The organism is Rhodococcus sp. B50, from assembly GCF_013602415.1.
In the GTDB taxonomy this organism is placed as follows: Bacteria; Actinomycetota; Actinomycetes; order Mycobacteriales; family Mycobacteriaceae; genus Rhodococcus.
The window spans coordinates 158874-175321 of the sequence record NZ_WPAG02000002.1; the positions used below are offsets into that span (position 1 = coordinate 158874).

Annotated in this window: 16 protein-coding genes; 7 read left to right on the forward strand and 9 right to left on the reverse strand. The window is 69.1% G+C overall.

Features of this window, described 5'->3' with window-relative positions; all coding sequences use genetic code 11:
* Nucleotides 1-15: 15 nt before the first annotated feature.
* Nucleotides 16-684, forward strand: a complete 669-nt coding sequence (locus GON09_RS01025) for a TetR/AcrR family transcriptional regulator (RefSeq protein WP_213930216.1) — start codon at nt 16-18, stop codon at nt 682-684.
* Here GON09_RS01025 and GON09_RS01030 read toward each other — a convergent pair.
* The 5 genes from GON09_RS01030 to GON09_RS01050 are packed head-to-tail and all read right to left on the reverse strand — an operon-like array spanning nt 654 to nt 9574.
* Nucleotides 654-1454 (reverse strand): DNA-formamidopyrimidine glycosylase family protein, encoded by an 801-nt coding sequence (locus GON09_RS01030; protein ID WP_213930217.1) that lies wholly within the window; start codon nt 1452-1454, stop codon nt 654-656. The two genes, GON09_RS01025 and GON09_RS01030, sit on opposite strands and share 31 nt — an antisense overlap.
* A gap of 1 nt (nt 1455) precedes the next feature.
* A complete protein-coding gene (locus tag GON09_RS01035; RefSeq protein WP_213930218.1) occupies nt 1456-6018 on the reverse strand; it encodes an ATP-dependent helicase in 4563 nt (1520 codons plus the stop codon).
* 28 nt (nt 6019-6046) lie between these two features.
* Nucleotides 6047-6607 carry a hypothetical protein gene (locus tag GON09_RS01040; protein WP_213930219.1) on the reverse strand — a complete coding sequence of 187 codons (561 nt, stop codon included), beginning with the start codon at nt 6605-6607 and terminating at the stop codon, nt 6047-6049.
* A 37-nt stretch (nt 6608-6644) separates the two neighbouring features.
* Nucleotides 6645-8030, reverse strand: a complete 1386-nt coding sequence (locus tag GON09_RS01045; RefSeq protein WP_213930220.1) for an FAD-binding oxidoreductase — start codon at nt 8028-8030, stop codon at nt 6645-6647.
* Complete coding sequence (locus tag GON09_RS01050) at nt 8027-9574, reverse strand: AMP-binding protein (RefSeq protein ID WP_213930221.1); 1548 nt, start codon at nt 9572-9574, stop codon at nt 8027-8029. The genes GON09_RS01045 and GON09_RS01050 overlap by 4 nt, the downstream gene beginning before the upstream one ends.
* Before the next feature lie 100 nt (nt 9575-9674).
* On the opposite strand from GON09_RS01050, the gene GON09_RS01055 reads away from it, so the two are divergent.
* Genes GON09_RS01055 through GON09_RS01065 form a run of 3 tightly spaced genes read left to right on the forward strand, consistent with a single transcriptional unit; the run spans nt 9675 to nt 10789 of the window.
* A complete protein-coding gene (locus GON09_RS01055) occupies nt 9675-9932 on the forward strand; it encodes a DUF7218 family protein (protein ID WP_016692801.1) in 258 nt (85 codons plus the stop codon).
* A gap of 39 nt (nt 9933-9971) precedes the next feature.
* Complete coding sequence (locus tag GON09_RS01060; protein ID WP_213930222.1) at nt 9972-10346, forward strand: hypothetical protein; 375 nt, start codon at nt 9972-9974, stop codon at nt 10344-10346.
* On the forward strand, nt 10343-10789 hold the full coding sequence (locus GON09_RS01065; RefSeq protein WP_213930223.1) for a pyridoxamine 5'-phosphate oxidase family protein: 447 nt from the start codon (nt 10343-10345) through the stop codon (nt 10787-10789). The genes GON09_RS01060 and GON09_RS01065 overlap by 4 nt, the downstream gene beginning before the upstream one ends.
* Nucleotides 10790-10793: 4 nt before the next feature.
* Here the strand turns inward: GON09_RS01065 and amaB are convergent, their stop codons facing one another.
* Complete coding sequence (gene amaB, locus GON09_RS01070; protein ID WP_213930224.1) at nt 10794-12299, reverse strand: L-piperidine-6-carboxylate dehydrogenase; 1506 nt, start codon at nt 12297-12299, stop codon at nt 10794-10796.
* Nucleotides 12300-12335: 36 nt separating this feature from the next.
* Between amaB and GON09_RS01075 the strand changes: the two genes are divergently transcribed.
* The 3 genes from GON09_RS01075 to GON09_RS01085 all read left to right on the forward strand — a co-directional run bounded on the left by GON09_RS01075 (nt 12336) and on the right by GON09_RS01085 (nt 15081).
* Nucleotides 12336-12800 carry an Lrp/AsnC family transcriptional regulator gene (locus tag GON09_RS01075; protein WP_213930225.1) on the forward strand — a complete coding sequence of 155 codons (465 nt, stop codon included), beginning with the start codon at nt 12336-12338 and terminating at the stop codon, nt 12798-12800.
* 67 nt (nt 12801-12867) lie between these two features.
* Nucleotides 12868-14202 (forward strand): L-lysine 6-transaminase, encoded by a 1335-nt coding sequence (gene lat, locus GON09_RS01080; RefSeq protein WP_213930226.1) that lies wholly within the window; start codon nt 12868-12870, stop codon nt 14200-14202.
* Nucleotides 14203-14250: 48 nt separating this feature from the next.
* A complete protein-coding gene (locus GON09_RS01085; RefSeq protein WP_213930227.1) occupies nt 14251-15081 on the forward strand; it encodes a tyrosine-protein phosphatase in 831 nt (276 codons plus the stop codon).
* A 45-nt stretch (nt 15082-15126) separates the two neighbouring features.
* On the opposite strand, the gene GON09_RS01090 is transcribed toward GON09_RS01085, so the two are convergent.
* The 3 genes from GON09_RS01090 to GON09_RS01100 all read right to left on the reverse strand — a co-directional run bounded on the left by GON09_RS01090 (nt 15127) and on the right by GON09_RS01100 (nt 16442).
* Complete coding sequence (locus GON09_RS01090) at nt 15127-15513, reverse strand: VanZ family protein (protein ID WP_374195263.1); 387 nt, start codon at nt 15511-15513, stop codon at nt 15127-15129.
* A 3-nt stretch (nt 15514-15516) separates the two neighbouring features.
* Nucleotides 15517-15957 (reverse strand): DUF1707 SHOCT-like domain-containing protein, encoded by a 441-nt coding sequence (locus tag GON09_RS01095; protein WP_213930229.1) that lies wholly within the window; start codon nt 15955-15957, stop codon nt 15517-15519.
* Nucleotides 15958-16061: 104 nt separating this feature from the next.
* Entirely contained in the window at nt 16062-16442 is a 381-nt protein-coding gene (locus GON09_RS01100) for a DUF1707 SHOCT-like domain-containing protein (RefSeq protein WP_213930230.1), read from the reverse strand.
* Nucleotides 16443-16448 lie beyond the last annotated feature (6 nt).

Below are 16448 nucleotides of genomic sequence, written 5' to 3' on the forward strand. Positions count from 1 at the left end.
TAGGATTCGGCGGGCATGCAGTCAACGACGGGAAGCAACAGGGTGGACACCACGCGCCGCAGCTGGGCGGGCGTCGGCATCGACGAACGCCGTCGGCTGCGCAGAGAGCGTCTCCTCGCAGTGGGCGTCGAACTGCTCGGAGCGCCGGACGGCGCGGCAGCGAACGTGCGGGCCGTGTGCCGTGCCGCCGAACTCACCGAACGCTATTTCTACGAGAGTTTCACCGACCGCGACACCTTCGTCCGGGAGGTCTACGCCCATGTCGCCGACCGCGCCCGCGACGCGCTGACCGACGCGGTGATCTGCGCGTCGACCACCGGGCGGGCCGAGGCCGCCGTGCGGGCGTTCGTGGAACTCATGGTCGACGATCCCGCGAAGGGGCGCGTGCTCCTCCTCGCCCCGCTGCGCGAACCCGCCATCAGCCGGCGCGGCATCGAGCTCGCGCCGACCTTCGTCGCGCTCGTGCGCGACCAGCTGCCCCCGGGCGGCGACGACGGTCATCGCCACATGGTCGCCGTGGGCGTCGTCGGGGCTCTCACCAGCCTGTTCATGGGGTACCTCGAAGGAGATCTCGCGGTCTCGCGTGAGGCCCTCGTCCGGCACTGCGTCGCGCTCGTCGAACAGGGCGGCCGGGCGGGGTGCCTGCAGGACGATCAGGCAGGAGACCCACCCGGGCGCGGCTGACACCGAGGGCACCGGTAGACCACCCGTTCGGGGTCGGTCGCGGTGCCGATCTCCCCGGACCGGATCGGGGTCCGACATCGTCGGCACGGCTTGCCGCGCCGCCCGTACACCCACAGGTTGCGGCCGGGACGCCGGTCGCCGGTGGTGATGCGCGTGGTCCGGTCGCGATTGGCCACCAGCAGCCGGTGCGCGAGGTCGACCCACGCCGCCGGATCACCGGCCTGCGCGACCGGAGTCCACGGATCGGTGCCCCGCAGGAAGCACAGTTCGGAGCGGTACACGTTGCCGACGCCGGCCATGATGCGCTGATCGAGCAGTGCCACACCGATCGGGCGATCCGGGTCGCGCGCGAGGTTCGCTGCCGCGAGCGCGGGATCCCAATCGGGTCCGAGCAGATCTGGACCGAGATGCCCCACGGCGTCGTCCTCCCGGTCGCGGGCGAGTACCTCGACGATGCCGAGTTCGAACCCCACCGCCTGTACGTCCTCGGTGCCGAGCACGAGGCGGGCCTTGTATCCGGGCTTGCGCCAACGAGTTCCACGCGGGTAGACGTGCCATTCGCCCTCCATCTTCAGGTGCGAATGGATCGAGACGTCGGCGACCCGGATCAGCAGGTGCTTACCGCGGGAGAGGACTTCGTCGACCGTGTGTCCGGTGAAATCGGCGGTGGCGAAACGCGGTACGCGAAAGTCCGTCTCCGTGAGGACCTTTCCTTCCAGAGCGGTACGGAGGCGGCGCGCGGCACGGAAGACGGTATCTCCCTCGGGCACGTCAGAACCTCAGCCGGTAACCGCGAGGTGTCGCCGCAAATCCCGCCTCGGCGAGGAATTCGGCGAACTCGTGCCCGTGGATCGATGCGCCGTCGACCTTCTCGACGACGATCTTGTCGACCCCTCCGCGCTTGACGGTCGCCGCGAGCGACGCACACGCAGTGCGCAACCGGCCCGGATCGTCGTCGAAGGAGAGCAGAGTGCGGCCCCCACGTTCGACGAACAGCACGAGCGCACCGTCGACGAGCACCACGAGACCACCGGCCTTGCGGCCCGGCCGGTGTCGCGGGGCGTCGTCGTCGGCGGACGATGCCGGCCACGGGAGTGCCGCGCCGTACGGATTGGCCGGATCGCAGGCCGCCAGGGTGACGGCCGCGGTCTCCGAATGCCGGCCCTCGATCGAATCCGAGAACGAACGCAGACGGTCGACGACCGACGGGGTCGAGAACTGGGCCCCGCCGAGCGAATCGACGAAATAACCCCGCCGGCAGCGACCTGTCTCCTCGAACCGGGTGAGCACCTTGTACATCGTCGCGAAACCGCCGGGTACGCCCTCGCCGACGACGACCCCGCGGGTGACGACGCCGTACCGCTCGAGCAGCAGTTCGGCGGTGGTGTGCGCGCGGACCGTCGCGTCGGTCTCGCGTTCCGGCAACATCGACCAGCGCCCGCTGACGGTAGGTGGTCCGGTACGGCTCGGCAGTGCGGGCCGTGCCCGGTACATCCGGGCCCGCGGTGCCCTTCGCGGGGTGCGGTGGGCTGGCTTGGCGCGCGAGGTGTCGCCGATCAGGGCGCGTAGCGGGGCGAGGGTGTCGCCCGCGACGTGCCCGCTCCATACCAGTTCCCACAGCGCGTCGGCGACCGTCGTGTCGCTCGCCGTGGTGTGCAGTGCGGTGACCGCATCGGCAAGTTGCCGGAAGAAGTACGCACCTCCACCGGACAGCGAATCGAGGATCGCCTGATGCACCGGGCCGAGTTCGATGTCGTCGACCGGTGCCAGGCTCACCGGCGCCAGGTCGGCCGGATGCAACGCCACCCAGCCGTCCTTCCCGGAGATCGATCCGGCACCCGACCACAAGATTTCGCCGGTCGTGGTGAGCTCGTCGAGCATCGTCGGTGTGTAGTCCCGGACCCGGGGAGCGAGGATCAGCGGTTCGAGGGCGCTCGCGGGCACCGGCACCCCGGCGAGCTGTTCGACGACGGTGAGGACGCCGTCGATGCCGTAGAGCGCACTCGTGCCCGGCCCGGTACCGAGATGATGCCAATCGGGGAGGAACCGTCCGAGCGTCGTGGTGCTGACCGGCTCGACGTCCTGCCTGGCGGCGGCCAGCGACCGGCGCCGCAACCGCCGCAGCACCTCCGTGTCGCACCATTCCGATCCGGTTGCACCCGGGCGGAATTCGCCGGCAGTGACGCGTTTCTCGGATGCGAGCCGTTCGAGGACGGACTCGACGACCGCCGTGCCCAGCCCGAACCGGGCGGCGGCCTGCGCGGTGGTGAACGGGCCGTGGGTGCGGGCGTGCCGGGCGACGAGATCGCCGAGCGGATCGGAGACCGGCTCGACGAAGACGGTCGGCACCCCGATCGGCAGGGGAACGCCCAGCGCGTCGCGCAGGCGGGAGGCGTCCTCGATCGCTGCCCACCAGTGCTCACCCGCGTACGACACGCGCAGTGCGCGTCGCTGCGCCGCGAGGTCCTCGATCCAGGTGCTCGGATCGTCGGTGGTGCGCTCGCGCAGTTCGGCGTCGGTGAGCGGGCCGAGCAGCCTCAGTAGGTCGGCGACACCCTCGGCGTCGCGTGCGCGTCGCTCCGGAGTCAGCCGTTGCAGTTCGTGTTCGGCCTCGGTGATGACGTCGGCGTCGAGCAGTTCGCGCAACTCGACCCTGCCGAGCAGTTCGGCGAGCAACGTCGAGTCGAGCGACAGTGCCGCGGCCCGGCGCTCGGCGAGCGGACTGTCGCCCTCGTAGAGGAACTCGCCGACATAGGAGAACAGCAACGACGTCGCAAACGGCGAGGCCGTCGGAGTCTCCACCTCCACCAGGCGGAGCTTGCGCTGGGCGATGCTGCCGAGCAGGTCGCGCAGAGCAGGTAGGTCGTAGACGTCCTGCAGGCACTCACGGACCGTCTCGAGCAGGATCGGGAAGTCCGGATAACGACGAGCGACGTCGAGCAACTGCGCGGAGCGCTGACGCTGTTGCCACAGCGGGGCGCGCTTGCCGGGATTTCGGCGGGGCAACAGCAGTGCCCGCGCCGCGCACTCGCGGAAGCGGGAGGCGAACAGTGCCGAGCCGCCGACCTGTTCGGTGACGATGTCGTCGATCTCGTCGGTGTCGAAGACGAAGATCTCCGAACCCGGTGGGGCATCGTCGGTGTCGGGCAGCCGGACGATGATGCCGTCGTCGGACGGGGTGGGATGCGATTCGACGCCGTAGCGCTCGAGCAGACGTGCCCCCACCGCGAGGGCCCACGGCGCGTGCACCCGTAAACCGAAGGGCGAGTGCAGCACCAGACGCCAGTCGCCGAGTTCGTCGCGGAATCGTTCGACGACGAGCGTGCGGTCGGTGGGCAGGTGCCCGGTGGCCGTGCGCTGCTCGTCGAGCAACCGGATCAGATTGCCCGTCGCGTAGTCGTCGAGGCCGCCCTTACGGCAGCGGGTCTCGGCATCCTCCGGCGAGGCGTGCCCCATCTCGCGTAGGAAGGCGCCGAGCGCGGCGCCGAGTTCGGCGGGGCGTCCCTGACTGTCGCCGTGCCAGAACGGCAATCGGCCGGGCCGCCCGTAGGCGGGGGAGACCAGGACCCGGTCGAAGGTGATCTCCTCGATCCGCCAGCTCGTGGCACCGAGCGCGAAGACGTCGCCCACCCGCGACTCGTAGACCATCTCCTCGTCGAGTTCGCCCACGCGCGTGTTCTTCTCGCCCACCATGTACACGGTGAACAGACCGCGGTCGGGGATCGTGCCGCCGGAGGTGACGGCGAGTCGCTGGGCACCGGGCCTGCCGGTGAGGGTCCCCGCCGTGCGGTCCCACACCACCCGCGGCCGCAGCTCGGCGAACTCGTCGGACGGATAGCGTCCGGCGAGCAGGTCGAGCACGGATTCGTAGACCCCGCGGGACAGGCTCGCGAAGGACCCGCTGCGCCGGACCGTGTCGAACCAGTCGTCGACGTCGACGGGTTCGAGGGCCGTGGCCGCGACCGTCTGCTGGGCGAGCACGTCGAGCGGATTCGCCGGGACCTGCAGGGCCTCGATGTGCCCCTCGACCATCCGCTCGACGGTCACCGCGCAGTGCACGAGATCGGTGCGGTGCTTGGGGAACAGCACACCGCGCGAGGTCTCGCCCACCTGATGTCCGGCACGGCCGACGCGCTGCAGACCGCTGGCCACCGACGGAGGGGCCTCGACCTGGATCACCAGATCGACCGCACCCATGTCGATGCCGAGTTCGAGGCTCGATGTCGCCACCACGCACCGCAACCGGCCCGACTTGAGGTCGTCCTCGATCAGTGCGCGTTGATCCTTGCTCACCGACCCGTGGTGGGCGCGGGCGAGCACGGGTGCGGCGCCGGCGGACGTCTCGGTGGGGGAGCCGAGTTGCGCGGGCGGTGCACCCTCGCGCTCCACCTCCGCGCCGAGACGTTCGGCGTGGATCTCGTTGAGCCGGGCAGTGAGACGTTCGGACAACCGCCGGGAGTTGGCAAACACGATCGTCGACCGGTGCTCGGTGATGAGATCGACGATCTGCTCCTCGACGTGCGGCCAGATCGACCCGGCCTGCGGAGTGGGGGACAGTGACTCCTCGTCGGGCTCGGAGACCCCGAGTTCGGTCATGTCCTCGATCGGGACGCGCACCGTGAGATCCCACGTCTTCGCCGACGGCGGCGCGACGATCCGGATGGGAGCGGAACCGGCGAGGAACCGGCCGACCTCCTCGTGCGGTCGCACGGTGGCGGACAACCCGATGCGCTGTGCCGGGGCGCGCAGGAGCTGATCGAGACGTTCGAGCGACAGCGCGAGGTGCGCCCCGCGTTTCGTGGCGGCCACGGCGTGGACCTCGTCGACGATCACCGTCTCGACCCCTACGAGGTTCTCCCGTGCGGACGAGGTGAGCATGAGGAAGAGGGACTCGGGCGTCGTGATGAGGATGTCCGGTGGTGTGCGGGCCAGGGCGCGACGATCGGCCTGGGAGGTGTCGCCGGAACGCACGCCGACGGTGATGTCGGGCGGGGTCAGACCGAGCCGTTTCGCGGTCTGCGTGATGCCGACCAGCGGGGAGCGCAGATTGCGCTCGACGTCGACGGCGAGGGCCTTGAGCGGTGAGACGTACAGGACGCGGGTGCGGTGCTCGCGCGCGGCGTGCTCGTCCGCCGGGGTGGACGCGAGCCGGTCGAGCGACCACAGGAACGCCGACAGGGTCTTGCCGGAGCCGGTGGGGGCGACGACGAGCGTGTGGGCTCCCGAGGCGATCGACTCCCACGCGCCGAGCTGGGCCGGGGTCGGGGACTCGAATGCCCCCGCGAACCACGCGCGGGTCGGCGCGGAGAAACGATCGAGGATGTCGGTCACCATCCCATCGTCTACCCGCCGACCGACACGCTCAGTCGTCGTACGCGAACCGGGCGATCTGACGGCAGTGGTCGTCGGCCCGTGAGTTACGTCCGACGCGCATCAACTCCGAGACGAGCGACCGTGCCGGGGCCCGCCAGGGCAGGGCCGCGAACTGCTCCCGGGCAGCGGGTTCGTCGCTCCACACCACGGACACGACGGAACCCTCGTGGACGAAGGTGAGGGCGGGGAAGTCCGCCGCGAGCTGCTCACGTGTCGAGCCCGAGGCCTGCTCGAGTTCGGTTCCCGACACGCGGACGTAGCCGGCGAGGCTCCGCCGGCCGTCGGAGAGATCGAGGAACACCCCGGCGACCGCCATGTCACCGGCGTGCACCGACACAAGCGGCTTCCGCGGGTCGGCCGGATCCTCGGCGGGAAGACACACGACGGACCAGTACTCGCATTCGCTCATCCGGGCGTTCGGCACGATCGACGATACGACGTCTCGGAGCCACGCCGTGACGGACCCGAACTCCGGATAGCGTTCGAGTTCGCGGTACTTGGTCTCGCGCAGCGGCAGGGCGGCCGTCGACGGGGGCACACGGGTGTTCACGCGACGATTATGACCGCTGCCGATGTGGTGCGGGTCATCAGATCACCACGCCGGGATTCAGGATCGAGTTCGGGTCGAGCGCGGCCTTGATCCGCTCGGTCAACGCCATCACGTCCGGCCCCACCTGATCGGGCAGCCAGGCCTTCTTGAGCCGGCCGACACCGTGCTCACCGGTGATGGTGCCGCCGAGTTCGATCGCCAGATCCATGATCTTCCCGAACACCACCTGTGCCCGCGCCGTCATGTCCTCGTCGGCGGGGTCGTAGACGATCAGCGGGTGGGTGTTGCCGTCGCCGGCGTGTGCGATCACGGCGACGGTGACGTCGTGTTCAGTTGCGAGCTCGGCGATCCCGCTCACCAGCGCCGGCAGGGCGGGGATCGGTACCCCGACGTCCTCGAGCAGCAGACTGCCGGTGCGTTCGACGGCGGGGATCGCCATGCGGCGGGCGACGGTGAACGCCTCACCCTCCTCCGGATCGTCGGTCGCGAAGACGTCGTCGGCCCCGGCCTCGCGGCAGGCCCGCACCATGATCTCGATCTCCTCGGCGGCCGCCGCGCCCGGCGCGTCGGAGCGGGCGATGAGCATCGCCTCGGTGCTGCGTTCGAGTCCCATCCGCAGCATGTCCTCCACCGCCCCGACGGTGGCCCGGTCCATGAATTCGAGCATGGCCGGTCGCAGCACGGCGGTGATGGCGACGACCGCGTCGGCGGCGGCCTGCACCGACGAGAACGTCGCGACCATCGTGGATCCGGGTGGCGGTGGTGGGACGAGACGCAGTGTCACCTCGGTGATGACGCCGAGCGTCCCTTCGCTTCCGACGAACAGTTTCGTCAGCGACAGGCCCGCGACGTCCTTGACCCGTGGCCCGCCGAGCCGCACTGCGGTGCCGTCGGCGAGGACCACTTCGAGTCCGAGCACGTAGTCGGTCGTCACCCCGTACTTCACGCAGCACAGGCCGCCGGCATTGGTGGCCGCGTTCCCGCCGATCGTGCAGATCTCGAACGACGACGGATCGGGCGGATACCACAGGCCCTGCTCGGCAGCCGCCTTCTTCACCTCGACGTTGAGCAGGCCGGGCTGGGCGACCGCGGTGCGTGTCGCGGTGTCGACCGTGATCGCCCGCATCTTCTCGGTGCTGAGCACAATGCCGTCGGCGAGTCCGCCGGACCCACCGGACAGGCTCGTGCCCGCACCTCGGGGCACCACCGGCACTCTGTGGGTGTTCGCCCACCGCAGCGTCGCCTGCACGTCTGCGGTGGACGTGGCCCGTACGAGCGCGAGGGGAACCGCGGCGTCCGGGTCCTGCGCTCGGTCCTGCCGGTAGCCGGCGAGGATGTCGGGATCGGTGATCAGCACGCCGGCGGGTAGTTGCCCGGCGAGGTCGTCGAGCAGGTGGGTCGTGCCGGTCTCGGGGCGGCTCATCCGCGCACCGGCTCCACGTACCGCGCACGCAACTTGTGTTTGACGAGCTTGCCCGTCGGGGTGCGCGGCAGGTCGTCGGAGAAGTCGATGCTGCGCGGCGCCTTGAAATGCGACACGCGCTCGCGCACGTAGGCGAGCAGTTCCTGTTCGAGTTCGGGACTCGGCTCGACCCCCTCGACGAGCTGGACGACGGCCTTGACCTCCTCGCCCATCTCCTCGTTCGGCACGCCGATCACCGCGACGTCGAACACCTTCGGATGCAGGGTGAGGACGTTCTCCGATTCCTGCGGGTAGATGTTCACGCCGCCGGAGATGATCGTGAAGGCGGCCCGGTCGGTGAGGTAGAGAAATCGCTCCTCGTCCAGATAGCCGATGTCGCCGCTGGTGGTCCACGTCGGATGCTCGGGGTGTGTCGCCTGCTCCGTCTTCACCGGGTCGTTGTGGTACTCGAACGGCCGCTCGTCGCGTTCCCACCACACCGTGCCGATCGAGCCGGTGGGCAGTTCCCGTCCCTGGTCGTCGCAGATGTGGACGGTGCCCAGGGCGCCGTCGCGGCCCACCGAGCCGGGACGGGCGAGGGCCTGGTCGGAGTCGATGAAGGTCGCGCCGGCGCCTTCGGTGGAGGCGTAGTACTCGTTGATCACCGGCCCCCACCACTCGATCATGGCGCGCTTGATCTCGGGCGGACACGGCGCGGCGGCGTGGACGGCGACCTTCATGCTCGACACGTCGTACCTCGCACGGGTCTCCTCGGGGAGCTTGAGCATCCGGACGAACATCGTCGGCACCCACTGGCTCGCCGTGACCGAGTACCGGTCGATGAGTGCGAGCGCCTCCTCGGGATCGAAACGGTCCATGAGGATCACGGTGCCGCCGACCGACTGGATCGTGCCGCAGAACCGCAGCGGCGCAGCGTGATACAGGGGTGCGGGGCACAGGTAGACGGTGCTGTCGTCGAATCCGTACATCGGGGCGAAGACCGCGGTGTAGGGATCGGGGATGTCCTGCACCTGCCCCTCGGGAAGCTTCGGCTTGATGCCCTTGGGCCTGCCCGTGGTACCCGACGAGTACAGCATGTCCTGGCCGCGGGGCTGGTCGTCGAGCGGTGTCGCGTCGAACGCGGAGAGCGCGGCGTCGTACTCCTCGAAACCGTCCAGCGACCCGCCGAACACCAGGCGGTGGGTCACGCCGGGATAGGCGTCGGGGGACAGGTCGATCGCATCCACGGCCTCCGCCGACACGACGAGGGCCTCGGCGCCGCAATCGTCGACGATGTACGCGGCCTCCGCCGGGGTCAGGTGCCGGTTCACGACCGTGATGTAGAGGCCGGACCGCAGTGCCGCCCAGTACACCTCCATGACCCGCAGGTCGTTGTCGGAGATCAGGGCGATGTGATCGCCGCGCCCGAGACCGAGGGACCTCAGGTACTTCGCCAGCCGGATCGAATGTTCGTCGAGTTCGCGATAGGTCAGCGATTCCCCGGTGGCGGGGCGGATGATCGCGGGTTTGTCGGGCGTGGTGGCGACGAAGTTCCCTGGATACATGCCCAAGGTCTACCACAGGATGTGTCGCAGGCCACATATCCTCTGATTGGGCGCAGTGTCGTCGGGTACTCGTTCGGAAGGACACGGAAAGGGGAAGGCGATGCCGAATCCGTCGATCAAGAACGAGAAGATGTACGAGGAATTGCGCGAGGACGGTGCCTCGAAGGAGAAGGCGGCCCGGATCTCCAACGCAGCTGCGAACGAGGGCAAGTCGGAGGTCGGGAAGAAGGGCGGCAAGTCCGGCTCGTACGACGACTGGACCGTCGACGACCTGAAGAAGCGCGCGAAGGAACTGGGCATGACCGGTTACTCCGACATGAAGAAGGACGAGCTGATCGACGCGCTGCGCAATCACTAGCGTTCTTCCCCAGGGATGGGCTCTCCGCAGGGGGTGGATATGGGGCGCATCACCCAGAGGGTCGATCCGCGGTCGATCGCCGACGATCTCGAACGTTGCGGTCGGGCCGCGGTCGCCGTCCTCGTGGCGGGGCGCATCGAGGCGTTTCCGGCGCGGGTCGTCCGACGAGACGACCTCTACGTCGGGCTGGACCCGTCTGCCCTCACCTCCGAGGGTGGGTTCGGCAGGGCGACCCTGATCCTCGACGACGGGTCGTTCTGGTTCGACCTGCGCGCGGCGAATCTGCGCGGATCCATGCTCCCGGCGCAGAGCGTCCCGTCCGGCGCCCCGGACGACCTCGCGTGGTTCGTCTTCCGCGCCGAACGGGAAACCGCCTGGGATTACGGAAGTCTGCACGAGGAGCCGGAAGAATGAGTCCCGACGATCCGCTCGTCCGGGTCTATCTGGAGTCGTCGATGGTCGCGCGCGTCGCGACCCGCACTCCGAAGGGCCGACCCGCGATGACGCCACTGTGGTTCCTGGCGCACGGCGGCCGGATGTATCTCGGGACGTCGCGCACGTCCGTGGTCGTGCGCAATGCGACCGCGAACCCCGACGTCGAGGTGCTCCTCGATCTGCCCGGCCCCGTGAGCGCGTCGAGTCACGTCCTGCGCCTGAGGGGCCGCGCAACCGTCCGTGAAGGCATCCCTTCGCTGCCGGTCCTGTTCGGACTGGTCCGGAAGTACTATCTCGCCGGATGGCGCTCGGAACTCGCCCATGCCCGGCTGTGGAGATTGCGGACCGCGTACTACGCGCAGGCCGACGGTGCGGTCCTCGAGATAGAACCGCTCGACGCCGAACTTCTCCGGCAACCCTGACGACTCATCCGAATTCGACGCCCTGGGCGAGCGGCAGCTCCGTCGAATAATTGACGGTGTTCGTCGCCCGCCGCATGTATGCCTTCCAGGAGTCCGATCCGGACTCGCGACCTCCACCGGTGTGCTTCTCCCCGCCGAAGGCGCCGCCGATCTCGGCACCCGAGGTACCGATGTTGACATTGGTGATGCCGCAGTCGGATCGGGCCAGGAACAGTTCGGCCTCGCGCTGGTCGAGGGTGAAGATCGACGACGAGAGTCCTTGCGGCACACCGTTGTGCAATGCGATGGCCTCGTCGAGGTCGTCGTAGTCGAGGACGTACAGGATCGGGGCGAAGGTCTCCTCACGCACCACCTCGCTCTGCGCGGGCATCCGGACCAGCGCGGGGGAGACGTACACACCGCCCCCCGCGACATCCACTCGCTCACCGCCGACGACGAGTGTGCCTCCGTCGGCCCGGGCGCGGTCGAGTGCCGCGGTCATCGCCTCGTACGACCGTTCGGAGATCAACGGACCCACGAGGACACCCTCGTCCAACGGATTTCCCACCCGCAGACGCGAGTACGCCTTCGCGATCCGCTCGACGAACTCGTCGGCGATCGATCGGTGCACGATGAGCCGGCGCAGGGTGGTGCAGCGTTGACCGGCCGTGCCGGCCGCGGCGAACACGATGCCACGGACGGCGAGTTCCCGGTCTGCGGACGGAGTGACGATCGCTGCGTTGTTGCCGCCGAGTTCGAGGAGGCAGCGGCCGAACCGCGCGGCGACCCGCGGTCCGACGATCCGCCCCATCCGGGTGGAGCCGGTCGCGCTCACGAGGGCGATGCGGGGATCGTCGACGAGCGCCTCACCCACCGCGTGGTCGCCGAGAAGAAGATGATGGAGACCGTCGGGGGCGCCGACCTCGGTGGCGGCGCGGCGCAGCAGCGCGTCGCAGGCGAGCGCGGTCAGCGGGGTGGTCTCCGACGGCTTCCACACCACCGGGTCGCCGCACACCAGCGCGATCGCGGTGTTCCACGACCACACCGCCACGGGGAAGTTGAACGCTGAGATCACGCCCACCACACCGAGTGGATGCCAGATCTCCATCAGCCGGTGGCCTGGCCGTTCGGAAGGCATCGTCCGCCCGTACAGCTGCCGCGACAGGCCGACGGCGAACTCGCAGACGTCGATCATCTCCTGCACCTCGCCCGCGGCCTCCGACGGGATCTTCCCGGCTTCGAGCGTGACGAGTTCGGCGAGATGGGACTTGTGCTCGACGAGAAGTTCCCCGAGCCGTCGCACCACGCGACCGCGCACCGGGGCGGGAACGTGGCGCCACTGTTCGAAGGCGTCCGCCGCGGCGGTGATCGTCACGTCGACCTCGGCGGCAGTGTGGACGGGGACGTGCCCGAGCACGCTTCCGTCGACGGGGCTGGTCACCACGAGTGGGGCGTCGTCGGCAAGAGTGTGGACGCCGCACTGCCTCAGGGCGGTCGCGGCACGGTCGGCGAGATCGGTGGTCGCATTCATCGGTGAGCTCCTTTACTGCTCGGATACCCTGCGCTGGTGCCTGAATCCTCGAGAAACGACTCGTCGAAGGAGTCGCTGGACGACATCGATCGGATGCTGCTGCGTGAACTGGTCGCCGACGGTCGCGCAACCCTCGCGGCGCTCGCCGAGAAGGCGGGTCTGTCCGTCTCGGCCGTGCAGTCGCGGGTACGCCGACTCGAAGCGCGCAATGTGATCCGCGGATATACCGCGCGTGTCGATCCCGAAGCGCTCGGGTTGATGCTCTCGGCGTTCGTGGCGATCACCCCTCTCGACCCGTCACAACCCGATGACGCGCCGGCTCGACTCGGCCACATCGACGCGATCGAATCGTGTCACTCGGTGGCAGGCGACGAAAGCTACATCCTCCTCGTGCGTGTCGAGTCCCCTCGTGCCCTCGAACGGTTGCTTCAGGAGATCCGGGCGACCGCCGGAGTCACCACCCGCAGCACCGTTGTTCTTCAGACATTTTACGAGAGATAGGCCTCTGTACCGGAAGTCTTACTGTCATATCGAGTTTGTACCGTTTATTCTCGCGTACCGTGGGGGCATGAGCACTGCATTCCGAAACCTGGACGGTGCCGAGAACCTCGCCCCCGACCGGGTGCACAGCGCCCTCGGCAGGCACATGCTCGCCGACGGTTTCGGCCTCGTCCTCGATCTCGACCGTTCCCGCGGGGTACGTCTCGTCGACGCCCGGGACGGAACCACCTACCTCGACATGTTCGGGTTCTTCGCATCGTCCACGCTCGGAATGAACCACCCCGCGCTGACCGATTCGGAGGCAGCGCACGAGCTCGCCGCGGTGGCGGCGAACAAGCCCAGCAATTCCGACGTATACACCGTGCCGATGGCGCGCTTCGTCGAGACCTTCGTGCGCGTCCTCGGCGATCCGGCACTCCCGCACCTGTTCTTCGTCGACGGAGGCGGACTCGCCGTCGAGAACGCGCTCAAGGCCGCGTTCGACTGGAAGAGTCGCCTCAACGAGTCCCGCGGCCTGCCCGCGCACCTGGGTGGGTCGGTGCTGCACCTGACCGAGGCCTTCCACGGCCGCACCGGGTACACGCTGTCGCTCACCAACACCGATCCGGTCAAGACCGACCGGTTCCCCAAGTTCGACTGGCCGCGGATCGACGCGCCCTATCTCGCCGAGGACCGCGACGTCGCCGCGGCCGAGGAGAAGGCCCTCGAGCAGGCGCGACGCGCCTTCGCCGACCGTCCCCACGACATCGCGTGCTTCATCGCCGAACCGATCCAGGGCGAGGGCGGCGACCACCACTTCCGCCCCGAGTTCTTCCGCGCGATCGCGCAGCTGTGTCGGGAGAACGACGCCCTGGTCGTCTTCGACGAAGTGCAGACCGGCGCCGGCGCGACCGGCACCGCATGGGCCTACCAGCAACTCGGTGTCACCCCCGATATCGTCGCCTTCGGCAAGAAGACGCAGGTCTGCGGGATCATGGCCGGCGGCCGCATCGACAAGATCCCCGACAACGTGTTCACGGTGAGCTCGCGGATCAACTCCACGTGGGGCGGCAACCTCACCGACATGGTGCGGGCCCGCCGCATCCTCGAAGTCGTCGAGGACGGCCGGCTCATCGACTGCGCGCGATCGAGCGGAGCGCACCTGCTGTCCGGGCTGCAACAACTCGCCGCCCGGCAGCCGCTGGTCGCCGAGCCGCGCGGACGCGGATTGATCTGCGCCGTCGACCTCCCCACCCCGGAGATCCGCGACGAGGTGCTGCGACGGCTGTACCGCGACGAGCACGTCCTCGTGATCGGCACGGGCACGCGGGGCATCCGCTTCCGGCCCCCGCTCACCGTCACCACCCACGAGCTCGACGAGGCCCTCGCCGCACTCGACCGGGTGACGGCGCAGTGCGAATGAGGGGCCGGATCACCCTGTTCCGCGCCGGACGACGGTAGCTTGTCGGATATGGCCGATGCACTGGACGAGACCGTAACCGGCGGCGAATCCTTCGCGATTCCGTCGCTGGTCAATCTGAGGGACATCGGCGGTTGCCCGAGTTCGTTCGGCGGCGTGGTCCGCACCGGAGTGGTGTTCCGCTCGACCGATCTCAGCCGACTGACCGACACCGACGTCGAGACCCTCGACGCCCTGAGCATCACGACGGTCCTGGACCTGCGCACGTTCGCGGAACAGGAGCGCCGTCCCGACCGCGTACCCGACGGCGCCCGGCATCTCGGGCTCGACGTCCTCGCCGACCGAGAGCGAGGCTCGATCGCGGCCGCCCTGCCGGAACTCGTGTCCGACCCGGAGTTGGTGGCGCAGACGCTCGGCGACGGTCGCGCCGTCCAGTACCTTCTGGAGAGCTACCGCGAGTTCGTTACGCTGCCGAGCGCTGTGGCGTCGTACCGGACCCTGGCGAGCACCGTCGCGCACGGGGCCGTCCCGGCACTCGTGCACTGCAGTGCCGGCAAGGACCGCACGGGCTGGGCGGCGGCGTCGCTGCTGATGTTCGCCGGAGCGGACGAGGAAGCTGTATTCGCCGACTACTTGCGCACCAACGACGAACTCCTGCCGCACTTCGACGATTTCTTCGCCCGCTTCGCGTCGCTCGGGGGCGACCCGGACCTGATCGTGCCCCTGCTCGGGGTGCGCCGTGAGTATCTCGAGGTGGCGATCGACGAGGCGCTGGGCAGGTACGGAACCATCGAGCAGTACTTCGCTGCCGGACTCGGGCTCGACGACGACACCCTGCAGGCCCTGCGGACCCGGCTCGTCGATCCGGACGCGACCGCCTGACCGTAGCGTCGCCGCCGGCGCGGAGGAGGCTACCAGCGACGGTGATTACGACGAATCACGGGTTGCTGGTTTCGGCCTCGACCCCGCGCGGAAACGTGATCCGGCGACCGCCGCGACGGCCAGACCGATCGCGACGCCGACGAGGTCGGCACACCAGTCCCAGAACGAACCGGAGCGACGCACGGCCACCGTGGCCTGAAGAATCTCCGTGAGCACGCCGTACAGACCCAGCCACACGACGGTGAGCACCGGGGAGATCCGGGCGTAGCGGGAGCAGAGCGCGAGTGCCACGAACATCAGCGCGTGCGTGACCTTGTCGGCATGAGGAGGACCGCTCGGCACGGTGCCGCCGGGGGAGAGCAGCATCGCGGTGATGACCACGACCGCGACGATCAGGGGCAGGGCGTGGTGCCTCAGAAGCATGGCCGGCACGAGTCAGGCATTCCGCTTCTCGTCCGGACGGGCGTCGAGGCCGCGTGTGTCGGTGCTGTGCCCGTCCCGGTCGCGGCCGGCGAACAGGACGATGCCCACCGCGGGGATCAGCAGGAAGAACAGCCACGTGTCGAAGGTGAAGAACAACACGAGCGCGACCAGCGGCGTCAGTCCCATCACGACCTCGCGCCAACGCGCGGGACCCTTGTTCGGAGTGATCACCGGAAGGTCGTCCCGGGTCGTGGCGGAGGAATCCGTGACGTGGGCGGGCAGGTCGGTGAACAACACGTCGAGATCACCGCGCGTCGTGGCCGCCGACGCCTTCGCGCTGCGCTCGTCGAACTCCGGCAGCGTCAGCCGGCCGAGCGCGAAGTGTTCGCCGAGCAGGTCGAGCGCCCTGCTGCGTTCGGCGTTGCCGATCCGGATGGCGGGATGTTCGGACATGCCGGTCACACTAACCTGTGGCGTCGGACCGGCGACAGGCACGGGCATCCCTCGCAATGCTGTGATATCCGCGACAGTGAAAGGCGTGGTCCGGCACCGCACGGTCAGGACGGGCCGCGTCCCTCACCGAGGAGCCGGTAGGCCCGGCGACCCGCGACGAACAGCACTCCGAAGGCGATGAGCAGCGCGATCGGATGCCGGAAGACCACGATCACGAGGAGCGCGACGAGCACGAACGGAACCAGCGTGAGCAGTTGTTCCGCGAGATCGCGGGGGCCGGGCGAGGAGGCCACCACGGCCGGTGCCGAGGGCAGGTCGGCGAAGAGGGGAACCAGATCGCCCCGCACCGTGGCCTGCGTCGCGAGCGCGACCCGCTCGTCGAACTCGGCCAGACCGAGGCGTCCCGCGGCGAAGTGCTCACCGAGCAGCGCTACGGCTTCTTCACGCTCGGCGGTGCCGATGCGGATCTCGGGGCGGTCGGCCATGTCTCC